The organism is Bifidobacterium pseudolongum subsp. globosum, assembly GCF_004155535.1.
GTDB lineage: Bacteria > Actinomycetota > Actinomycetes > Actinomycetales > Bifidobacteriaceae > Bifidobacterium > Bifidobacterium pseudolongum_C.
The window spans coordinates 89,811-110,435 of the sequence record NZ_RYUH01000004.1 but is presented as its reverse complement, the minus strand read 5'-3'; the positions used below and the strand labels follow the sequence as shown (position 1 = coordinate 110,435).

The following is a 20,625-nucleotide window of genomic DNA, read 5'->3' as shown; positions in this document are numbered from 1 at the left end:
ACAACCTCATCGTTGCAACGGTAAGTCTTTCCAATACCCGCTCAACGTAATAATCTTGCTGATCATATACTTTTTGTGGGTCTGCTATTCAGTTGTTCTTGTACTTGCAATTATGCTCGCTATTCGCCATTCCGCAACTCGATTCAGCCAATGTTCACTAATTCTCCATTTTGTTCACTCAACTACCTAAACGCACATCGCAATGTGCCATTTTGCGCGCAGAACCTGCCCAAAATGTTCATTCAAACACGTTATGCGGCACTGCACGGCGTGTCGTACATACTGTTCCCGCCGCCGCACCAGATCACCCATCATGACATTCGGCTGGAGCCCACAGACAAACGCCATGATGCTGACACAATCCTCTGCACGGAGCAAAGAACCCTCACGATTGCACGATGCCCGCGCGAGATTCGCCCCCCCGAGCCCAGTCTCATAACCGATACAGTCGAATAAAACGCATACCATGAGCAGACAACAAGCCTTACACCGCCCTTACCCCATCAATAAAGAATCAACAAAGAGAAGAGAGCAGGAATGGGAAGATTCATCACGCCGATGGACAGCTCGCATCTGGATGAATCCGCGCGGTTTGTCGAAGACGTGTTCACGGATTCAGAGGGAAGGGAATCCGCGCATACCGTCCGACAGCTCGTTCTTGAAATTCGACGCAAACGGTTCTATCTGCCAGAACTGGAACTCATGATGCTGGACGAACTCGGCGGCATCATAGGCTATGCCATGTTCTCGAGGTTCCACCTGGAAGGGAAATATGAAGATGAACTGTTGCTGCTGGCGCCTGTCGCAGTAAAGACCGATCGCCAAAGACAGCATGTTTCCAAAGACATCATCGAATTCGGGTTCCGTAGGGCCGCGGAAATGGGCTTCAAAGCCGTTATCGTGGAGGGCGATCCGCGCAACTACAAGGCGCGGGGCTTCCGCACTTCCCATGACCTGGGAATCGTCGCAGGCAACACCGTTGCCCTGCCTTCCCCGGAATGCCTCATGGTGAAGGAACTGGCCGAAGGCGCATTGTGCCACATCAGCGGCGTTGTGGAGTATGCAGATTACCAGTACCTGACCTGAGCACAATGCCAGCCCACCGCCCCCTATACAACACCGCGGAACTTGAATAAAAAGCAAAGTTTTCGCCGTTTTCAGTGATTTTTCGGATTCAAGGCCCTAAAGTAGTGTGCATGACACAGATTTTTGACGCACCATCAAAGGCGATACTGCGCAGCCAGATTGCCGAGCACATCGCAGAGACCGACAAATCCGACAAGCGCGAGGCGCTCAATGGAGAGCAGCCGCTGCCGAAGGACCGCTTCTTCGACCGTGAGCTGAGCTGGCTCAAGTTCAACAAGCGTGTGCTCGAACTGGCGCAGGACGAAGACATCCCGATCATCGAGCGTGCCACGTTCGCCGCGATTTTCGCGAGCAACCTCGACGAGTTCTTCATGGTCCGCGTGGCCGGCCTCAAGCGCCGCATCGACACCGGTATCGCCGTCACGAGCCCGTCGGGCCTGAGCCCGCGCCAGCAGATGCGCGCGATCAGCGAGCAGGCCCACCGCCTGCAGGACGAGCACGCGCACTACGTGGTGGACCACATCCTGCCCGACCTGGCGAAGGAGAACATCAAGCTGTTGGGCTGGGACAAGCTGACGATCGCCGAGCAGGAGCGCCTCTCGAAGTACTTCCGCCAGCAGGTGTTCCCCGTGCTCACCCCGCTCGCCGTGGACCCCGCGCACCCCTTCCCGTACATCTCGGGCAACTCGATCAACCTGGCCGTACTCGTGGAGAACCCGGCTTCGGGCAAATCGCACTTCGCGCGCGTGAAGATCCCCGACAACATCAACCGCCTCGTGCCGGTCGACGACATGACCGAAGACGAGGCCGACGAGGTGCGCTACGGCTTCATCACGATGGAGAACCTCATCATCGCGCATCTGGAGTCGCTGTTCCCGGGCATGATCATCAAGGAGGCGCGCTCGTTCCGCGTGACGCGCAACGAGGACATCGAGGTCGAGGAGGACGACGCCGAGAACCTGCTCAACGCGATCGAGAAGGAGCTGCTGCGCCGCCGCTTCGGGCCGCCGATCCGCCTGGAGATCTCCGACGAGACCTCGCCGTTCCTCTCCCAGCTGCTCGCCGACCAGATGGGCGTGACGCCGGACGAGGTCTACCGCCTGCCCGCCCCGCTCGACGCGACCGTGCTGTTCGAGCTCGGCGGCATCGACCGGCCGGACCTCAAGTTCCGCCCGTTCGTACCGACGACAAACCGTCAGATCGCTCAAGTGGAGACGAGCCGCGCGCAGGACATCTTCGCGGCGATCCGCGAGCGCGACATCCTGCTGCACCACCCCTATGACTCGTTCTCCACCTCGGTGCAGGCGTTCCTCGCGCAGGCCGCGGCCGATCCGAAGGTGCTCGCGATCAAGCAGACGCTCTACCGCACGTCGAGCAATTCGCCGATCATCGACGCGCTCATCGACGCCGCGCACGCGGGCAAGCAGGTGCTCGCGCTCGTCGAGCTCAAGGCGCGCTTCGACGAGGACGCGAACATCGCGTGGGCGCGCAAGCTCGAGCGCGCGGGCGTGCACGTGGTCTACGGCATCGTGGGCCTCAAGACGCACTGCAAGCTCTCGCTCGTGGTGCGCCAAGAGGCGGACGGCCTCAAGCGCTACTGCCATGTGGGCACCGGCAATTACAACCCGAAGACCGCGCGCCAGTACACCGACCTCGGCCTGCTCACGTGCGACCCCGTGGTGGGCCAGGACATGACGCGCCTGTTCAATCAGCTGAGCGGCTACGCGCCGAAGTCGAGCTTCCACCGCCTGCTCGTCGCGCCGCGCACGGTCCGCTCCGGGCTGATTCAGCGCATCCGCCGCGAGGAGGACGCCGCACGCGCCGGCAAGGAAGCGTGGATCAAGATCAAGGTGAACTCGATCGTCGACGAGAAGACGATCGACGCGCTGTACCGCGCGAGCCAGGCCGGCGTGAAGATCGACATCGTCGAGCGCGGCATCTGCTCGCTCAAGCCGGGCGTGCCGGGCCTGTCCGAGAACATCCGCGTGCGCTCGATCCTCGGCCGGTTCCTTGAGCACAGCCGCATCTACGCGTTCGCGAATTCCGACGGCCCGCAGATCGGCGAAGGCCCGATCGCCGGCCCGGAGGTGTGGATTGGTTCCGCCGACCTGATGCACCGCAACCTCGACCGCCGCGTGGAGGCGCTTGTGCGCATCACCGCGCCCGAGCAGATCGACGAACTGATCAAGTACATCGACCTGCAGATGGCCGACACCACGTCGTCGTGGCACATGGAGCCCGACGGCACGTATGTGCGCCACTCGAAGGACGAGGAGGGCCGCCCGCTCGTGGACAGCCAGGAGTACCTGATCCGCAAACACCAGCGCAGGCCCAACCCGCACCGCTGATCCCACACCTCGCCGGGGCCGTCCGCACGCACGCGGGCGGCCCCGCGCGCATTCCCCGCACAAGCTCCTACAATGGGGAACCATGAGCAAACGCAGAATCGTCGAAGCGGCAGGTGGCATCCTTTATCGCACGCGTGAAGGCGCGCCGGATGGCGACATCGAAGTGTGCGTGGTGCACCGGCCCAAATACGACGATTGGAGTTGGCCGAAAGGCAAACTGGAACTCAACGAATCCCACCGCCATGCGGCCGTGCGCGAAATCGGCGAGGAGACCGGTTGCCATGTGGCGCTCGGCCCGTTCCTGGGCGAGGTGGAATACCCGCTCGCCGACGAAGGCCGCAAAAAACGCCATGCTGGCGCGCAAGGCAACCGCAACGGCAACACCGACACGCAGACCAAGCATGTAGTCTATTGGATGGCCACGGTGATCAGTGACACGCGGGCGCGCCGCATGGCCACCGCGTTCGGCCCCGTGCACCGCGCCGACGTGGGCGAGATCAGCGACATGCGTTGGCTCACGATCGCCGAGGCGCGCAAGCAACTCACCCATTCGACCGACAAAGACGTGCTCGCGTGGTTCGTGGACCGCCTGCAGGAGAACGCCCACCACGCGCGCGCCATCCTGCTCGTACGGCACGCCAAGGCCGAGCCGCGCAAACTGTGGAAAGGCACCGACCCCGCGCGCCCGATCACGCCGAAAGGCGCGGCGGCCGCCTACGCGCTCGACCGCGAACTCGCCTGCTACGCCCCCGCCAGACTCACCACATCCCCTTGGATTCGCTGCCAGCAAACCATGCAGATGCTCGCATGGCAGACTGGATTACCCGTGGAGCTCATCCCCGAGCTGACCGAAGACGCGTTCGCCGCCGATCCGGCCGCCGCGTGGGCCGCGTTCCGCGAGCAGATCGACCGTGCGCTCACCGGCGGCGCGACGACGGCGATCTGCATGCATCGCCCCGTCATCGGCGGCGTCTTCGAGCAGCTGCGCCCGCTGTGCTCGTGCAAATCCCTGACCAAACGGCTCATCGCCAAATCCCCGTACATGCCCACCGGCACCGCGCTCGCGCTGTTTGTGACGGGCGGCCCAGGGACTCCCCGCATCATCGACATCCAGAAAGTGGCACCGATTGTCTACTAACACACCGCAGTTCGGCAACGGCTCCGTGATCGCGAGCCGTACCTCGTTCACGCATACCGGGTCCCCGCGCCCGGCACGGCCCGGCCAGCTCGACCAGGCCATCGCCGAGAACATCGCGGGCGGCGTGGATCCAGAGCAACTGAGCGAAATGGGCCACGCCACGGCCTGGGCGTTGCTCAGCCACGTGCACAGGACCGACGACCCCGCCGTCGTCGAACGTACGCTCACACTCGTGGACCACGAAGGCGTGGACGTGATCGCGGAGCTATGGAGCCACGCCGAGCCCGATTCGCTACCGGGAGTGCTGTGGCGCCTGTACCTGCTGCGCACGTGGATGCGTCGCCAGCGCGACGCGATCGCGCGGCTGTGGCGCCTTGGCGAGCCGATCGCCACGTCCGCGAGCGCGATCGCCGGCGTCGACGCCGCACCGACCGAGGACGACATCGCGCGCACGGCGGATTCGATCCTCACCGGCGCGTTCCGTGGTGACTTCGCCGTGGCGCTCGAACGCGCCTCCACGTTCGTCGACGTCGTGGTGCTCGGCCTGCGCGTCGAGGCGAAGCGCATGACCGCGCGCGCCGCGGCGATGGCCGACGTCGACTCCCCCGTCGTCGGCACCACGGAAGAGATCCACACGCTGCGCGGGCAGGCGGCGCGCCTGCTGCACACCGCGGCGAATCTGCAGACGACCGCGAAGGACCTGCGTGCCGGCGCGCACCTGTGGCGCCGCGGCCAGCTGGAATAGCGGCGCGCGCTACACCGGCATGGTGGCCACGCGCGCGCAAGTCATGTACAATGTAAGACGCGTCGGGCCGTGCATAGCCCCGGGCTCCATTTTTTGCCGCTGCGAGCGGCCTTTGCGCCGACATGGCGCTTTCGCGGTCCGACGTTCTTTCCTAATCCTCGCCTTTCTCACTTCATCCGTTCCTGTGCGCGGGGCGCGTCACGCGATGTGCAGCTCCTCGTCGATGAAGCGCATGTATGGCTTCACATTCACCTCGTCACGATGGGCATGGTACCAGTCGTACGATTCGCGCAATCCTTCTTCAAGCGGCGTTAGCTCGGGCATGAGCTCGCATTGCGCGCGCACATCGAGCTCGTACTGGTAGTCGTAAAACGGAAAGAAGCTACGCTGTGGCACGTTGCGCACCGACACGCAGCGCAGTGGGTGGCCAGCCGCGCGGTAACACGCACCGACCCATTCGCGTACACTGACCGACTCGGGATTGCCCACATTGAACACATGCTGTTGCGGGCGCTGTGTGATGACCAGATCGATGAACCGACACAGGTCGCGCACATGGAAGAATTGCAGATGCATATCGCCGTCGCCAGGCAGGCAGAACGCGCGGTCGGCATCGGCGCAATCGAATACGAATGCCTCGCGGTACACGTTGTTCATCGGCCCGTACAGATACGGCGGCCGAATGATGTACGCGTTTGCAACCTGCTCGAGCAATGCGCGCTCCGCGGCGACTTTGCCATCGCTGTACGGGCCCCACACCTCGTGTGTCGAGCCCAACCCGAGACGGCCGTTCTCTACGAACGGCTGTAGGTTCGCCTTCGGATACACCGCGCTTGAACTGATCATCACGTATGCGTCAAACGTAGCCGATTCAAGTGCCCCCACCAGATCATCGATATCCTGTGCGTTGTATGCGGTCACGTCGATGACCGCGTCAAAACGCTCGCCGGACAGCGAGCTCCCCAACGCATGCCGGTCCGCCTCGATGATCGTGACGTTCTCCAACTGTTCCTTGGTATTGCGATTCAGGACCACGACGTCGTCGCCACGCGCGCCGAAATACGACGCGAAGTACTTGCTCACGAACACCGTTCCCCCCGTCACCAGAATCCTGCGTGCCACTTCGCCCCTTTCCTCCTCTGGATCCGAACCAAGGAACGAGCCTAGCAACGGGCCGCGGCCGGGAGCCGCCCCCTCCCACGATATGGAATTGCGTACATGATTGACCATTCGATTAAATCGATTTACCCGAGCGATTGGAAGGCACGAAAACGGGGATACGCGCAAGCCCCCTCGCGTTCCCGTGCCCCATCACAAAGCCATCGCCGCCGGAAAACCCGGCGGCGATGGCGAGATGTCAACGTTGCAGCCACTTGATGATGCGGCTGCGGCATCGGGCGGATGCCTTACTTGCTGCTTGCCCGCATGACGAAGAACGAGACGACGGCGACCACGATGATCGCCCCGATAAGCGAAGGAATGATGGCCATGCCCGCGAGCTGCGGCCCCCAATCGCCAAGCAGTGCCTCGCCGACGGCCGAGCCGACGAGTCCCGCGATGATGTTGCTGATCCAGCCCATTGCGCCGCTGCGGTTCGTGATGGCGCCTGCGATGGCGCCGATGATCGCTCCGACGATCAATACCCATATCCAATGCATGATTCTGTTCCTTCCAGAAAAGTCGCATATTGCCGATGGTGCAATTCTACGGGCCTTAGCCATGCCCCACCGACCATTTGCGCCCACAGGGCAGGAGTTGCGGCGGACTGCGCAATCCGCAGGCTTTTCGCATATCAATGTGCTATGCGGCCGCGCCCATGTGCGTCAACCGCTGAACAGCACGTGCCGCTTGACGCGCGGACTATGCTAGGAGATATGGAACTCCAAGTACTCAATCACCCGCTGGTCGAGCACAAGCTCACCGTACTGCGAGACAAAAACACCCCTTCCTCCACTTTCCGCGAGCTCGTCTCCGAGCTCGTGACGCTCGAAGCCTACGAGGCCACCCGCAACCTTGAGGTCGTGGACAAACCTATTGAGACGCCCGTGGCCCCCATGGTGGGCAAGACGATTGCCAAGCCGCGCCCGATCATCGTGCCGGTGCTGCGCGCCGGACTGGGCATGCTCGACGGCATGACCCGCATGATGCCGAGCGCGGAGGTCGGATTCCTGGGCATGAAGCGCGACGAAGAGCACCCTACCCAGCAGATCACCTACGCGAACCGCCTGCCCGACGACCTTTCGGGCCGCCAGTGCTTCCTGATCGACCCGATGCTCGCCACCGGCGGCACGCTTGTGGCCGCCACCCACTACCTGGCCGAGAAGGGCGCCAAGGACGTCACCGCGATCTGCATCATCGCCGCGCCCGAGGGCATCAAGTTCGTCGAGGAGAACATCGACCCGAGCATCACGTTCCGCGTCGTCGTCTGCGGCGTGGACGAAGGCCTCAACGACAAGAGCTACATCGTGCCGGGTCTGGGAGATGCCGGCGACCGCCTGTACGGCGTCATCGACTGACACACGCATCTTGGTGCACAGATCGGCTTTTCGCTGTTTGTGCCACTGTTTTCGCCGTTTTGGTCATGAATCCAGCCAAAAAATGACGAAAACAGCGAAAAGCCTGACGATAACGGCGAAAACAGTGGCACAAACAGCGAAAAGTCCCCAATGCAAAAGCGGGCCGTGGTGGTGAACACCGCGGCCCGCTCGCATTATGCGCGCATCAGTCTACAGCTGCATGTTCGCTGCCGGCAGTTCGCCCGGCACGAACGCCTCGAAGATGTAGCGGTCGAAGTACGGCATGCTCTGGCTCAGTTCGGCCGAGCTGCGCACGGTCCACGCCACGGCGAGCGCGCCCATCTTGCGCGTAAAGGCGAGCAGCTTGCTGCTGCCGTTGCGGTAGTCGTACGCCACAAAATCAGGGCGCGACATCCAGTTGAACGCGAGCTTGCCTGCGGCCCATGTCACGGCGTCGGCGCCGCCGAAGCGCACGTCTTCGGCGAGCTGGCCGCGGCACACGTCCGGATGGTTCGTCTTGTACCAGTTCATGGCGGCGGGGCTGAACGACTCCACCACATACAGGCCGCGGTACGCCTCGAGCAGATCCGCCGCGCGCGTCATGAATTCCTCGTCGCGCGTGCCCCACGAACGCGGGTTTTCGAATTTGAATTCGACGATGATCGGCACGCGGCCGTCCACCACGCGCAGCACGTCGCTGAGCAGCGGCACATGCTGGTAGTAGCCCTTCGGCGCGGTGGCCGGCGTGGTGACGGCGGACGGGTCATCGGCGCTCGCCCCCGGCATCAGCGGCGACTCATAGGCGCCCGGTGCGGCCGTGGGGAACAGCGGGATACGCACGAGCTCGTCGTACGTCAGGTCGGCCACGCGGCGCGGGTCTCCCGCAACGCGCAGCAGGTCGGGGTCGTGCAGCACCACGATCTGGTTGTCGAGCGTCATCTGCACGTCGAGTTCGATGCCGTAGCCGGCGGTCGCGGCGGCGGCGAACGCGGCGAGCGAATTCTCCGGCGCGATCGGGCCCGGCTCGTTTGGCGTGCCGTAGCCCGCCTGCATCGCCATGCGGCGGGCGAGCGCGATGTATTCGCCGCTTTCACCCGCGTACTGCTGGCTCAAGCCTGAGCCGGCATCGTGCAGGCCGCGGTGCGCGTATGGGATCTGCGGCAGCGTGGGCACGTAGTTCTTGCGCTTGTTGCCGAACGTGCGCGGCGCCATCGCCCACAATCCGGCACCTGCGGCGAGCGCCCCGCCGATCAGGATTTTCTGTACGGTCTTGGCCATGTTTCCTCCTTGGGAGTTCCACTACCCGAGCCTACTGCACGCCCGTGCCGTTGCTGTCAGCGAACGTGCGTCATTTGCGGGCGCGGCGCTTGGCTTGGCGCTTCTTCGAGTAGATGTCGAACACGATCCACATCGAGAGCACGAAGGCGGCCACGTAGCCCAGGAACCCCACGACCGGGATGCCAAAGATGATCGGTTTCATGCCGGCGTAATACACGATCGACGACCCGATGAACAGGCCGACGACGATGAGTGCCATCGTCAGGCGGTTGACCATGTCGGAAAGCTGGCGCATCGGCTCTTCCGACGAGACGAGCTCGAGGTTCATGCGCAGTTCGCCGCGCGTGAGCATGTGGAGCGCGGTGTTGGCCTCGCTCATCGATTTGAGCGCGCCATGCAGCGCCTCGTGGCCTTCCACGGCGAGCGTCTTGAGCTCGTCGGTCACCGCTTCCACGTTCGTCTTCGAGGCCGCGATGTGCTTCGAGATGATCTGGATCATGTTGACGTTCGGTATGAACTTGTCGAGCAGCCCTTCGAGCGTCACGAGCGCACGACCCACCGTGGTGACCGAACTGGGGATCTCGATGCCGTGGCGGCGCGCCATCTGTGTCAGCTGTGCCAAGAATGCGGCCAGGTCGAGGTCCGCCAGGTCCACGGTGCCGAATTCGTCGATGATGCCGTCCAGGTCGGCGAGCAACGACGGGTAGTCGGTGTGGTTGATCTCGGTGCCGGCGAAGCGCAGCAGCGCGTCGGCGAGTCCCGCCGAATCCTGCTTGGCCACCGCGAACAGCATCTGTTTGAGCGCCGCGCGCGTCGACACGTTGAGCCGGCCGGTCATGCCGAGGTCGAGCAGCACGATCTTGCCGCCGCGGATCTCGATGTTGCCCGGGTGCGGGTCGGCGTGGAAGAAGCCGGCGTCCAGGATCTGCGACGCGTAGTTGTCCACGAGCTTCGTGCCGATCTCCTTGAGCGAATAGCCGTCGTCGAGCAGTTCGCGCGTGTGCGCGATCGGAATGCCCTCGATGTATTCCATGACGACCACATGCTCGGTGCACAGGTCCACGTACGGCGTGGGGCAGTCCATGTAGGCATAGTGCTCGCAGAAGCGTTTGAATTCGCACAGGTTGCGCGCCTCGTTGAGGAAGTTCGTCTCTTCGTCGAAGGTGTCCCACAGCTCTTCCACCACGCCCTGGAAGTCCACCACCTGCGCGTTGTGCATGATCTTGGTGGCGCCGCGTGCGAGCGAACGCATGATCGACACGTCTTCGGCCATCGTCTCGCGCACGCCGGGCCGCTGCACCTTGACGGCCACGTCTTCGCCCGTGAGCAGCGTGGCGCGGTGCACCTGCGCGAGCGAGGCGGAACCGAGCGGCGTCGAATCGATCGTCGCGAAGATCTCGTTCACCGGCCGCTGGTATTCGTTTTCGAGCGTCTCGAGCACGATCGAATACGGCATGGGGTCGGCGTCGGCGCGCAGTTTCGCCAGTTCGTCGCAGAACGGCTGCGGCAGGATCTCGGAGCGCATCGAGAGGATCTGCCCCACTTTGACGAACGTGGGGCCGAGTGCCTCGAACATGAGGCGCATCTTGACCGGTGTGAGGCCTTTGAGCGCGTCGAACTGCACGGCGATCTTGCCGATCTGGTGCAGGCGCTTGACCTTGCTGCGGCGCGTCAGGTGGTATTCGCTCGAGAACGACTTCTTGCGCGCGCCGAACAGCCCGATCGTCTCGTCTTCGGCGTGCCGGTTGAGCGGCACATCCTCGGGCAGCGGCTGGCGGCGCGCCGGACCGCTGTGCTGCTGCTCACCCCGCCGCTCGTCGTCCTCCAATTGCAGGATCCGCTCCGCCTCGCGCGCCTCGGCCTGCGCGCGCAGCTGGGCGTCGCGCTCCCCGGCCGCATCGGGCGCGTCGGACGCCGCCTCTTGGTCCTGCAACGCGTCGTCAAGCGCGATGATCCGCGTGGTCTCACGGTCTTCGCGCGCGCGGCGTTCGCGCGCGGCATGCGCGGCCTGCTCATCCGCGCTGCGGCGCGCACGCGCGGCCTCCCGCTCGTCGCGGCGCAGTTCGCGCGCCTCGCTGCGGTCATCTGGATTGTGTTCGTTCATAGGCAAACCAAAACGCCGCCCGGATCATACCGGCTCGGGCGGCGCGTGTCATCGGGAGCTTGTGCACGTCATCGCACGCTCATCGGGGATTGGCTGCGGCGCGGGCCGCACAGAGCGCCGCGCCGGGACGGCTCACTTCGCGGAGCCGGCGTTCGCAGGGTCGACCGGGGTGCTGTCGGCGGGTGCTTCGGCGTCGGCCTCGTCATCGGGTTCGACGACGGACTTGACGGTCTGCTGCACCTGGTCCTTGATGCCGGCGGCGGCGTCACGCACGGTCTGCGTGGCTTCCTGCGCCTGCTCCTTGAGGCTTGCCGACTTTTCGTTGGCCTTGTGCGCGAGCTCGCTGTTGAGCTTCTTGCCCTGCTCGACGGTCAGTTCGCCGCGGGCCACCAGATTGTTGACGATCTCCTGGCCCTTCTCCGCGGTCGCGGCGAGCGCGCCGACGCCCGCGAGGAAGATCTTCCGCAGGCCTTCGCCGAAGTCAGGCATGTTAGTGTTGTTGGAAGTGTTGTTGTCGGTCATGATACCTCCCGGGTTCAAACGACTGTCATTGCCCACTCTACACGCTCACCACCGGCCGCCCGCGCACCGCGGCGCGGTTTCAGCGTGGGCGTACCTTGGCCACCGCCCGGGCGTGTTCGGCGAGCGCGTCGAGCCTCGCGAGCTCGTCGCGCATGTCGGCGTTCTGCTCGGGAGCGAACGTGCCGTAGCGGCGTTCGGCGGCCGCACGAATCAGGAAGTCGCTGATCGCGGGGTTCTTCGGCAGCAGCGACCCATGCATGTAGGTGCCGATCACATGGTTCACCACGGCGCCTTCGGTGTGGTCCTCGCCGTTGTTGCCGCAGCCGTCGGCGTCCACATGCCCTAGCGGCTGCACATGTTCGCGCAGGAACGTCTGCCCCGAATGGTTCTCGTAGCCCACGATGGTGCCGAATTGTTCGCTCGATTCGGTGAGGTTGCCGATCATGCGCACATCACGCCCCACCGTGTACGCGCCGATGATCGAGATGCCTTCGAGCTTCGAGCCGTCCACCGTCTCGAAGTATTCGCCGAACAGCTGGTAGAGGCCGCAGATCATGAGCATCGGCACGCCGTCCTGCGCGAGCGAGCGCAGCAGGTCGGCGCGGCGGAACAGGTCCTCGATGATCTTGCGCTGGCCGTTGTCCTGGCCGCCACCGCCCAGGATGATGTCGGCATGGTCGGGCCACGGGTCGTTCTGGTTGATGGCGTGGATGCGCGGCTCATAGCCGTAGAGCGCGAGCCGGCGCTCCACGGTGAGCACGTTGCCCGAATCACCGTAGATGTTCATGTCTTTGGGGTAGAGCGAGACAATGTCGATTTGCCGTGCCATCACGCACTCCTTTACTTGCCCACGCCGGCGTCCGCAACGTCGGCCATCGTGCCCAGGATCGAACGCACGGCGAGCATTGCCGTGTACGTGCAGTAGATGTGTTTGCGCGTGCCCGGGTCGATGCCCACGAACGCGCGCACCGCCTGCTCGAGGTCGGTGTTGACGCCGCGCGCCGCCACGCCGTCGTATTCGAGCCGCAGCGCCATGTCCCACGCGCGCACGCCCGACACGGCGTCGACGCCGGTGGCGTGCAGGCTCGTGAAATCGACGTCCCACAGCCAGCTCATGTCGCGGCCGTCGGCGTATTCGTCGTTGATGCAGATCATTGTGTTACAGCCGGCCGGCGGGAACGAGGCGAGCGCCAGCCGGAACCCCATCGGGTTCTTCACCAGCAGCAGTTCGACCGGCGAACCCTGCACGTCGATCACCTCGCCGCGTCCGAACGCCGGCGTGACCTGCGCGAGCGCGTCCACGAGCGCGTCGGTCGGGGCGCCGGCGAAGCGCTGGGCGCGCATCACGAAGCCGTCGCGGCGCTTGGCGGGCAGGCGCGCGGCGCGCTCGCGAATCGCCTGCGGGTTGCGTACGTTAGCCTGCACCGCGCGCACCACGGCGAGCGCGGCCGCCGCGTTATACAGGTTGTAGACGCCTTCGAGGCGCACCTCGGAGTCGTATTCCGTGCCGTCGATGAGCAGTTGCGCACGGTGGTCGCCCACGCCGGTGAGCATCACGTCGGCCACGGTACCCGCGGTCGGTTCGGCGGGCGCGGACGCCGGTGCGGCGTCACGCTCGAAGGTCGTGGCCATGTCGTCGTCGGTTGGGAAGAACCGGCGCAGGGCCTGCGAAAGGCCGAAGTGCACAGTGCGCGCACCGCTTGGCACGACCTGCGCGAGCGCGGCGATGCGCGGGTCCTCGCGGTTGAGCACCACCGTGCCGGTCGTGGCGGCGGCGACGCGCGACAGCAGGCGCGCGGTGTTGTCGATCTCGCCGAAGCGGTCGAGCTGGTCGCGCATCACGTTGAGCAGCAGCGCGTAGTCGGGGCGCACCTGCTCCACGAAATGCACGGCGTAGGCCTCGTCGAGTTCGAGCACGGCGATGTCGGCGTCGAGCGCGCCGCCCGCCGAGACCTCCTGCAACAGCGCGGAGACGACGCCGCGCGTGAAGTTGGAGCCGGTAGGATTCGTGAACACACGCAATCCCAACGATTCGAGCATCATCGAGACCATGCGCGTGGTGGTCGTCTTGCCGTTGGTGCCCGAGACAAGCACCACACCGAGCGGCAGCTGCGCGAGCGTGCGGCGCAGGAAGCCGGGATCCACGCGTTCCACGACCTTGCCGGGGAACGCGCTGCCCCCATGGTGCGTGATGCGCGAAGCCCAGCGCACGCCTTTGCCGATCGTGGGCGTAGCGAAGGCGTACCAGGGCGCGCGCGGCGCCGGTGTGCCGGTGGGTGCTTGCGTCATGTCAGACCCCCTGTTGCATATTCTGGGCCATGTCGCTGAAGCGCGAGTACTGGCCCTGGAACCCGAGTTGGAACGTTGCGGTGGGGCCGTTGCGGTGCTTCGCCATGATGATGTCCGCCTCGCCCGGCCTGTCATCTTTATCATAGGCGTCGGGGCGGTGCACCAGGAAGATCACGTCGGCGTCCTGCTCGATCGAGCCGGATTCGCGCAGGTCGGAGATCTGCGGCTTGCGGTCGTTGCGCATCTCGGAATTGCGGTTGAGCTGGCTCAACGCCACGACCGGCAGTTCGAGCTCTTTCGCGAGCAGCTTGAGCGCGCGCGAGAACTCGGAGACCTCCTGCTGGCGGCTTTCCACCTGCTTGCCCGAGCTCATGAGCTGCAGATAGTCGATCACCACGAGCTTGAGGCCCTGCGTCTGCTTGAGGCGGCGGCACTTGGCGCGGATCTCCATGAGGCTCATGTTCGGCGAATCGTCGATGTACAGCGGGGCGCTCTCGAGCTTGCCATAGAAGTCATTGAGCACGTTCCAGCGGCCGGGGTCGATGTCGTCGGGGTTGCGCATCGCGGCGAGCGGGATGTTCGTCTCTGCGGCGATGATGCGCTGCGCGAGCTCGATACGGCTCATCTCGAGGCTGAAGATCACGGTGGGCTCGTGATGCTTGAGCGCGGCCGAACGCGCGAAGTCCACGCCGAGCGTCGATTTGCCCATCGCGGGGCGGCCGGCCACCACCACCATCTGGCCGGGCTGCAGGCCCTTCGTCATCGCGTCGATCTCGCGGAAGCCGGTGGGGATGCCGGCTTCGATCTCGCCTTTCTGGATGCGGTCGATCTGATCGAGCGCCGTGTTCACGGCGTCGCGCAGCGGCACGTAGTCCTGATGCACCTTGCCTTCGCCCATCTCGTAGGCCTCGGCCTGCGCCAGGTTGATCACGTCCTGTGCCTGCGCGCCGCCGGCGTTGTAGCCGAGCTGCGTGATCTTGGTGCCGGTGGCGATCACGCGGCGCAGCAGCGCGCGCTGGTGCACGATTTCGGCGTAATACAGGGCGTTCGCGGCCGTCGGTACTTCGGATGCCAGGTCGTGCAGATAGTTCACGCCACCGATTTTCTGCAGGTCGCCGTGTTCGTCGAGCTTCGTGGCCACCGTCACGCTGTCCACGGGGTCGCCGGCGCTGAACATGGCCAGGATCGTCTCGTAGATCGTCTGGTGGTTCGGTTGGTAGAAGTCCTCGGGGTCGAGCGCCTGCGAGATCTCGCCGATCGCGTCCTTGCTCACGAGCATGCCGCCCAACGCGGCGCGCTCGGCGTCGTCGTCGTGCGGGGGCACGCGGTCGAACAGCGAGGCGTCGTTCATGTCGGTTTTCTGGAATCCTTCAGCCATAGCTCACGAGTATATCCACGGAACCGCACGGACGGAACCGCACGCCCCGCCCCCTCCCCGCTACGGGTAGTGCTCCATCTGCTACGGGTAGTGCTCGTTCAGTGCACCCCTGTCCATAAACCGCCATTTTCCAGCGCATATACTTGAAACCGGGCCGTGGAAGCACTGTAATGTGTCGAGACATAGTTGACGTATGTCTCGACACATGCTTTACATGTGGCCGGCGTGGCGGTTGATGTGTTGCCGGCGCTTGGTCGTCGTGTTGGTGGTTTTCCGCTGGTAGTGGTTGTTGGTGTCGAATGGCCGCTCGTGGATGATCTCGCCGGTCCCGGTGTCGATGACGGTCGCGTTGCCGTCGATGACCATGGTCTCCACTTGGATGCCGGCGTATTGGTTGCCGATGTAGAGCTGCCATGATCTGCCTAGGCAGTGGTAGTTGACCGTGCCGTTGCGGGTCACGGTGGAGCGTTCGGGGGCGGTGTTCAATCCCGGGTCGTGCATGGGGGCGCGCCGCGCCGTCGACCGGCGGGCGTGCCTGTTTTCCCTGAGCCTGCGGTTGACGTCGCATTCGCTCCGGGCCGTGGCCGCGGCCTGTGGGTCGGGGCCGGCCTTGTCGCGCGCCCGGTACGCCTCGATGGGGCTGATGCCGCGAAGCGAGGAGTGGCGTCGCCGGTTGTAGGCGTGGACGAACTCGTCGAGCTGGTCCTGCAGCCCGGCGAGGTCGCGGGCGCGGGGCCGGGCGTGGAGCCATTGCTTGAGGGTGCGGTGCCAGCGTTCGATCTTGCCCTGCGTGGTGGGGTGGCCGGGCCTGCCGTTCTTCTGGCGCACGCCGTGCTCGGCCAGGACGCGTTCGAACGCGCCCGGCCCCTTGGCGCCCACGATGAGCCTGCTGGTGTAGACGCCGCCGTTGTCGGTGAGCGTCGAGGCGGGGGTGCCGTGCCCGGCGCAGCATTCGAGGAACGTGCGCGCCACGAGCTCGCCGGTCACCGAGCCCGTGACGCGCGACAGGAGCACCATGCGCGAATGGTCGTCGAGCCAGGTGATGATCTGCGCGTCCGTGCCGTCGGCCAGCGGCCAGTGCGTGAAATCCGACTGCCACGTCTCGTTGGGCAGCTCGGCCTCGAACCTGACGTACGAGCTGCGCGGCCGTTTCCTGGGCTCGGCCTCGACCAGACCCATGTCCTGGAGGATGCGGTGGATCGTGGAGACGGACGGGGCGCGGCCCATCCGCTCCGCGAGCACGCCGTGGATGCTGCGCGCCCCGCAGTCCCAGCCCCCGGCGAGCAGGCGTTCGCGCACCTGCGCGATCAGGGCGCGCACCTCGCCGCTGGTGCGGTTGTGCACGCTGCGCGGCCTGCGCGAACGCGGCAGCAGTCCCGGCTCGCCCTGCTCGCCATGGCGCGCGCGCAGCCTGTGGATCCATTGGCGCGTCACGCCGTAGCGCTTCGCGACGCGCGTGACCGGTTCTCCGGCCCCGAGCGCGCGCATCATCGCCATGTTGCGGTCGAACACGCTGCGATCCCGGGCCGTGAGCAGATGACGCAGCACACACCCGTCCCGTACCCTCGGGTCGTCATGGCCACGGGACGGATCGGCTGGATTGATGTTGTTATGTTCCATGCAACCAACAACAAGACACCGGCGTCAACCATGCGCTGACAACACGTAAACCGCTACGCTGACAACACGTAAACTATGCGCTGACACAAGACAGGGCCGTGGAAGCACTACCCGTAGCAGATGGAGCACTACCCGTAGCTGAAGAGGGCGGCGAGGAGGGGGAGTCGGCGCACTTGGTGAGGGCCGCCGCGTTTCCCCCGTAGCATGACCCGCCTTCCACCAGCGTGGCGCGCCTACAATCGGAAGCCAGATTGATGGGAGGCCCCTATGGCAAGTATCGAAGCGATCACGCAGGAGATCATGGCCGACCCGGCCAACCGCGCCTACACCGAGCGCGACATCCCGCCGCTGTTCAGCGCGCCGACGACCGCGCGCATCAACATCGTGGGGCAGGCGCCGGGCGTGCGCGCGCAGGAGACGCGGCTGTTCTGGAACGACCCGAGCGGCGACCGCCTGCGCGAATGGATGGGCGTGGACCGCGACACGTTCTACCATTCGGGCATGTTCGCGATCCTGCCGATGGACTTCTATTTTCCGGGCAAGGGCAAATCGGGCGATCTGGCGCCACGGCGCGGGTTCGCCGAGAAGTGGCATCCGCGCATCCTGGCCGACCTGCCCCACATCCAATTGACGATCCTCGTGGGCCAGTACGCCACGCACCACTACCTGCACCTCAAGTCGTCGGTCAAACTCACTGACATCGTCGAGGATTACCGCAGCTATCTGCCCGAGTTCTTCCCGATCGTGCACCCTTCGCCGCGCAACGGCATCTGGCTCGGCGCGCACCCGTGGTTCGAGCGCGATGTGGTGCCCGCGCTGCAGCAACGGGTGCACAGCATCCTGCAGTGAGCGGTGGCGGGGGCGTAAGGACGCCGTGCATCAGGCGTTCCCCTACCGCCGGGCTCGCAATGCTCCCGATTCGCTGTTCCCGTCACTGTTTTCGCCGTTTTCGTCACTTTTTTGCTGGATTCATGACAAAAACAGCGAAAACAGTGACGGGAACGGCGAAAACAGCGGCGCTAGATGCCAGTCCAGCAGGCCACTGCATTTTGGCGGTGGGCAGAAAACCACGGTGATTCCACCCTGTGGATGAGGTTATCCACAAAATCGTGATTTATCCACATTCTGGGGATAACCATGTGGATTGCCGCTGATTTTATCCACATTCGGTGGATAAGTCTGTGGATGGCGTGGGGATACGGATGCATGGCCGCCGCTCCCCACCTTCCTGATTTGCCATACAGGCACATCTCTGCTACACCACCCACACCACTCACATGTGGTATTGCGCCACCGAGGCCATCGTCGTCACCAATTGGGCGCGCCACCGGCTCCACCCCACCTTGCCCGAGATCTGCTCTTCGGCTGTGGCACCCAACGAGCACATGTCGGCGCGCGTCAGGTCGAACAGCATGTCGAGCAGCGCCGGGTCGTGCTCCACGCGCCGCGCGAGCTCGCCGCCCGCCTCGGGGTCGTTCGGGTTGCGTGAGCTCGCGAACTCCGAAAGCGTCAGGTGTTCGCGTACAAGCAACGTGGCCCAATGCACGATCTGCTGGTCGAATCCCATGCGCGTGAGCACCGCGCGCGCATGCCGCGCCCCTTCGCAGGCGTGGTCGGCGACGCCCGGCCGTTTGCCGATGTCGTGCAGGATCCCCGCCAGCAAGAGCGCCGAGTACTGGTCGCTCGTGTAGTGCTCCGCGGTACGCGGCGCCACGCCGGCCGCCAGAAAATCGGGGCGCGTGTAGGTGAGCTGCGCCGTCACTTCGAGCATGTGCCGGTCGATGGTGAAGCGGTGCGCGGCGGATGCGCTCGGCCGGTTGCGGATCGCCTCCCATTCGGGCATCCAGCGGCTGGGGATCCCCACCACATCGAGCTCCTCCCATGTGCGCGCCAGTTGGCTGCCTGTGGCGAGCAGGCGCACGAACAGCGCGCGCGTCTCGTCCGTCCACTCCGTGTAGCTGATTGGCGCACGACGCAGATTGAGCAATGTGGACGTGTTGATCGAAAGGCCGCGTTCGGCCGCCGCGACCGCCGCGCGCAGCGGCAGCGCGCCGTCGGCCTGCACGTCGGCGCCCGGCGCCAGCACCACTTCGTGCTCGTGTTCGGCCACGCCCGCCGCGAGCACGTCGAAGGTCGGCGCCTCGCGTTTGCCGCCGGCGCGCGGATGGCGGATCTGGAAGAACGAGAAGCGCGGTTTGTCGTGCACGAGCGTGCGTTCGGCACGCGCGGCCGTGGCGTCGAGCGAGAACGCGACGGTGCGCCCGAGCCGCGCGAGCAATGTCTGCAGGTCGTCGATCGACTTCGCCTCGCGCGCGCCACTCGGCAATGTGGGGTCCGCGAGCCCGAGCATCGCGGCGACCGGCGCCTGATAGGGCGCGAGCAGCAGGTTCGTGTCTTTGCCGGCGGCCATGTGGATGCAATCGCGCACGTCGAGCAGATGCTCCACACTGGCGTCATACCGGCCGTGCGGGCGGTCCGCAAGCCACGACGCGGCGAGCGCGCCCAGCAGCACGGTGTCGCGCAGGCCGCCGCGGGACTCCTTGATGTCGGGCTGGTTCACATACGGCATCTGCCCGAACCGGTCGAGCCTCACGCGTGCGGAGTCGAGCAGCTCGGGCAGACGTTTGCGCGCGGCCTTGCGCCAGCGCTCCAGAATGGCGGTGGAGGTGCGCGTCACGAGCTCGGCGTCGCCGGCGACGGCGCGCACGTCGAGCCAGCCCATCGCCGCGGGCAGGTCGTGGTCGGTCACCGCTTCGCACTCCGCCACGGTGCGCACCGAATAATCCAGGTCGATCCCTGCATCCCAGATCGGGTACCACAGCTTGTTCGCGAGTTCGGCGAGCCGCGCATGGTCCAACGCGCGGCCGTCGCTGATCAGCACGAGGTCGAGGTCGGACGCCGGTCCGATCTGCCCGCGGGCGAGCGAGCCGACGGCGGCGAGCGCCACGCCGCGGCCCGGCACATCGAACGGCACGGCGCGCACGGCCTCGCTCCACAGCCGCGCGAGCGCGTCCATCGCGAGCGCGGTGCGCGCGGCGCGTTTGGCGGCCCCGTCGCGCAGCACGCCGTCCGCGTCGGGCGCGCTCAGTTCGAGCATGCGTGTTTTGAGGTCGCTGACTGCGCTGGGCATGATGGTCCTTTCCACGGTGTGCGAGTATGGAAAATCCCCGCGAGCTTGGAGCGCCACGCGGGGATTGTGGTTGCGCGCGGACGGGCGGAAGGGTTCAGGGACCGCACGCCCGCGCATGTCTGGGATGGCGGTCAGATGGCCGCGGAGCCGGTCTCGCCGGTGCGCACGCGGGCGACCATGTCGAGCGGCGCGACCCACACCTTGCCGTCGCCGATCGTGCCGGAGCCGGCGGATTTGATGATGACGTCGACGAGCGTTTCCGCATCGGCGTCGTCGCACAGCACTTCCACACGGATCTTGGGGATCAGGTCCACCGTGTATTCGGCGCCGCGGTAGATCTCGGTGTGGCCGCGCTGGCGGCCGTAGCCGTTGGCTTCCGAAACGGTCAGGCCGTGCACGCCGGCGGCCGCGAGGGCCTCCTTGACGTCGTCGAGCTTATGGGGCTGGATGATGGCGGTAATCAGTTTCATT

The 20,625-nt window shown here is 65.2% G+C and carries 17 protein-coding genes; 6 read left to right on the top strand and 11 right to left on the bottom strand.

Annotated features, from left to right (window positions below; genetic code table 11):
• Nucleotides 1-537 precede the first annotated feature (537 nt).
• From PG2093B_RS01000 to PG2093B_RS00985, 4 genes are all read left to right on the top strand, one after another.
• Nucleotides 538-1,086, top strand: coding sequence for a GNAT family N-acetyltransferase (locus tag PG2093B_RS01000; RefSeq protein WP_129896761.1), 549 nt, complete (start codon nt 538-540; stop codon nt 1,084-1,086).
• 110 nt (nt 1,087-1,196) lie between these two features.
• Nucleotides 1,197-3,434 (top strand): RNA degradosome polyphosphate kinase, encoded by a 2,238-nt coding sequence (locus tag PG2093B_RS00995; protein ID WP_129896760.1) that lies wholly within the window; start codon nt 1,197-1,199, stop codon nt 3,432-3,434.
• Nucleotides 3,435-3,516: 82 nt separating this feature from the next.
• Complete coding sequence (locus PG2093B_RS00990; RefSeq protein WP_129896759.1) at nt 3,517-4,572, top strand: NUDIX hydrolase; 1,056 nt, start codon at nt 3,517-3,519, stop codon at nt 4,570-4,572.
• On the top strand, nt 4,562-5,317 hold the full coding sequence (locus PG2093B_RS00985) for a hypothetical protein (protein ID WP_129896758.1): 756 nt from the start codon (nt 4,562-4,564) through the stop codon (nt 5,315-5,317). The genes PG2093B_RS00990 and PG2093B_RS00985 overlap by 11 nt, the downstream gene beginning before the upstream one ends.
• Before the next feature lie 198 nt (nt 5,318-5,515).
• On the opposite strand, the gene PG2093B_RS00980 is transcribed toward PG2093B_RS00985, so the two are convergent.
• Both PG2093B_RS00980 and PG2093B_RS00975 read right to left on the bottom strand, forming a co-directional pair.
• Nucleotides 5,516-6,439: an NAD-dependent epimerase/dehydratase family protein gene (locus PG2093B_RS00980; protein WP_207214988.1), complete on the bottom strand. Its 924-nt coding sequence runs from the start codon at nt 6,437-6,439 to the stop codon at nt 5,516-5,518.
• A gap of 284 nt (nt 6,440-6,723) precedes the next feature.
• Nucleotides 6,724-6,975, bottom strand: coding sequence for a GlsB/YeaQ/YmgE family stress response membrane protein (locus PG2093B_RS00975; RefSeq protein WP_129896756.1), 252 nt, complete (start codon nt 6,973-6,975; stop codon nt 6,724-6,726).
• Between the two features lie 216 nt (nt 6,976-7,191).
• Between PG2093B_RS00975 and upp the strand changes: the two genes are divergently transcribed.
• On the top strand, nt 7,192-7,833 hold the full coding sequence (upp, locus tag PG2093B_RS00970) for a uracil phosphoribosyltransferase (protein WP_129896755.1): 642 nt from the start codon (nt 7,192-7,194) through the stop codon (nt 7,831-7,833).
• A gap of 210 nt (nt 7,834-8,043) precedes the next feature.
• On the opposite strand, the gene PG2093B_RS00965 is transcribed toward upp, so the two are convergent.
• From PG2093B_RS00965 to PG2093B_RS00935, 7 genes are all read right to left on the bottom strand, one after another.
• Nucleotides 8,044-9,111 carry a glycerophosphodiester phosphodiesterase family protein gene (locus PG2093B_RS00965; RefSeq protein WP_129896754.1) on the bottom strand — a complete coding sequence of 356 codons (1,068 nt, stop codon included), beginning with the start codon at nt 9,109-9,111 and terminating at the stop codon, nt 8,044-8,046.
• A 70-nt stretch (nt 9,112-9,181) separates the two neighbouring features.
• The gene (locus tag PG2093B_RS00960) at nt 9,182-11,215 is read right to left on the bottom strand and encodes an ABC1 kinase family protein (RefSeq protein ID WP_129896753.1); all 2,034 of its coding nucleotides are present in this window, start codon (nt 11,213-11,215) and stop codon (nt 9,182-9,184) included.
• Between the two features lie 132 nt (nt 11,216-11,347).
• Nucleotides 11,348-11,704, bottom strand: a complete 357-nt coding sequence (locus tag PG2093B_RS00955; RefSeq protein WP_431520202.1) for a phasin family protein — start codon at nt 11,702-11,704, stop codon at nt 11,348-11,350.
• Nucleotides 11,705-11,816: 112 nt separating this feature from the next.
• Nucleotides 11,817-12,566 carry a type 1 glutamine amidotransferase gene (locus PG2093B_RS00950; protein ID WP_129896751.1) on the bottom strand — a complete coding sequence of 250 codons (750 nt, stop codon included), beginning with the start codon at nt 12,564-12,566 and terminating at the stop codon, nt 11,817-11,819.
• Between the two features lie 11 nt (nt 12,567-12,577).
• A complete protein-coding gene (locus PG2093B_RS00945) occupies nt 12,578-14,026 on the bottom strand; it encodes a Mur ligase family protein (RefSeq protein ID WP_129896750.1) in 1,449 nt (482 codons plus the stop codon).
• A gap of 1 nt (nt 14,027) precedes the next feature.
• On the bottom strand, nt 14,028-15,404 hold the full coding sequence (gene dnaB, locus PG2093B_RS00940; protein ID WP_129896749.1) for a replicative DNA helicase: 1,377 nt from the start codon (nt 15,402-15,404) through the stop codon (nt 14,028-14,030).
• A gap of 210 nt (nt 15,405-15,614) precedes the next feature.
• Complete coding sequence (locus tag PG2093B_RS00935) at nt 15,615-17,024, bottom strand: IS481 family transposase (RefSeq protein WP_129896748.1); 1,410 nt, start codon at nt 17,022-17,024, stop codon at nt 15,615-15,617.
• Between the two features lie 267 nt (nt 17,025-17,291).
• Here PG2093B_RS00935 and PG2093B_RS00930 point away from each other — a divergent pair, with 267 nt between their 5' ends.
• Complete coding sequence (locus PG2093B_RS00930; protein WP_129896747.1) at nt 17,292-17,873, top strand: uracil-DNA glycosylase family protein; 582 nt, start codon at nt 17,292-17,294, stop codon at nt 17,871-17,873.
• Between the two features lie 424 nt (nt 17,874-18,297).
• Here PG2093B_RS00930 and PG2093B_RS00925 read toward each other — a convergent pair whose 3' ends face one another.
• Both PG2093B_RS00925 and PG2093B_RS00920 read right to left on the bottom strand, forming a co-directional pair.
• A complete protein-coding gene (locus tag PG2093B_RS00925) occupies nt 18,298-20,154 on the bottom strand; it encodes a nucleotidyltransferase domain-containing protein (protein WP_129896746.1) in 1,857 nt (618 codons plus the stop codon).
• A 131-nt stretch (nt 20,155-20,285) separates the two neighbouring features.
• Nucleotides 20,286-20,624: a P-II family nitrogen regulator gene (locus tag PG2093B_RS00920; RefSeq protein WP_022858139.1), complete on the bottom strand. Its 339-nt coding sequence runs from the start codon at nt 20,622-20,624 to the stop codon at nt 20,286-20,288.
• Between the last annotated feature and the right edge of the window lies 1 nt (nt 20,625).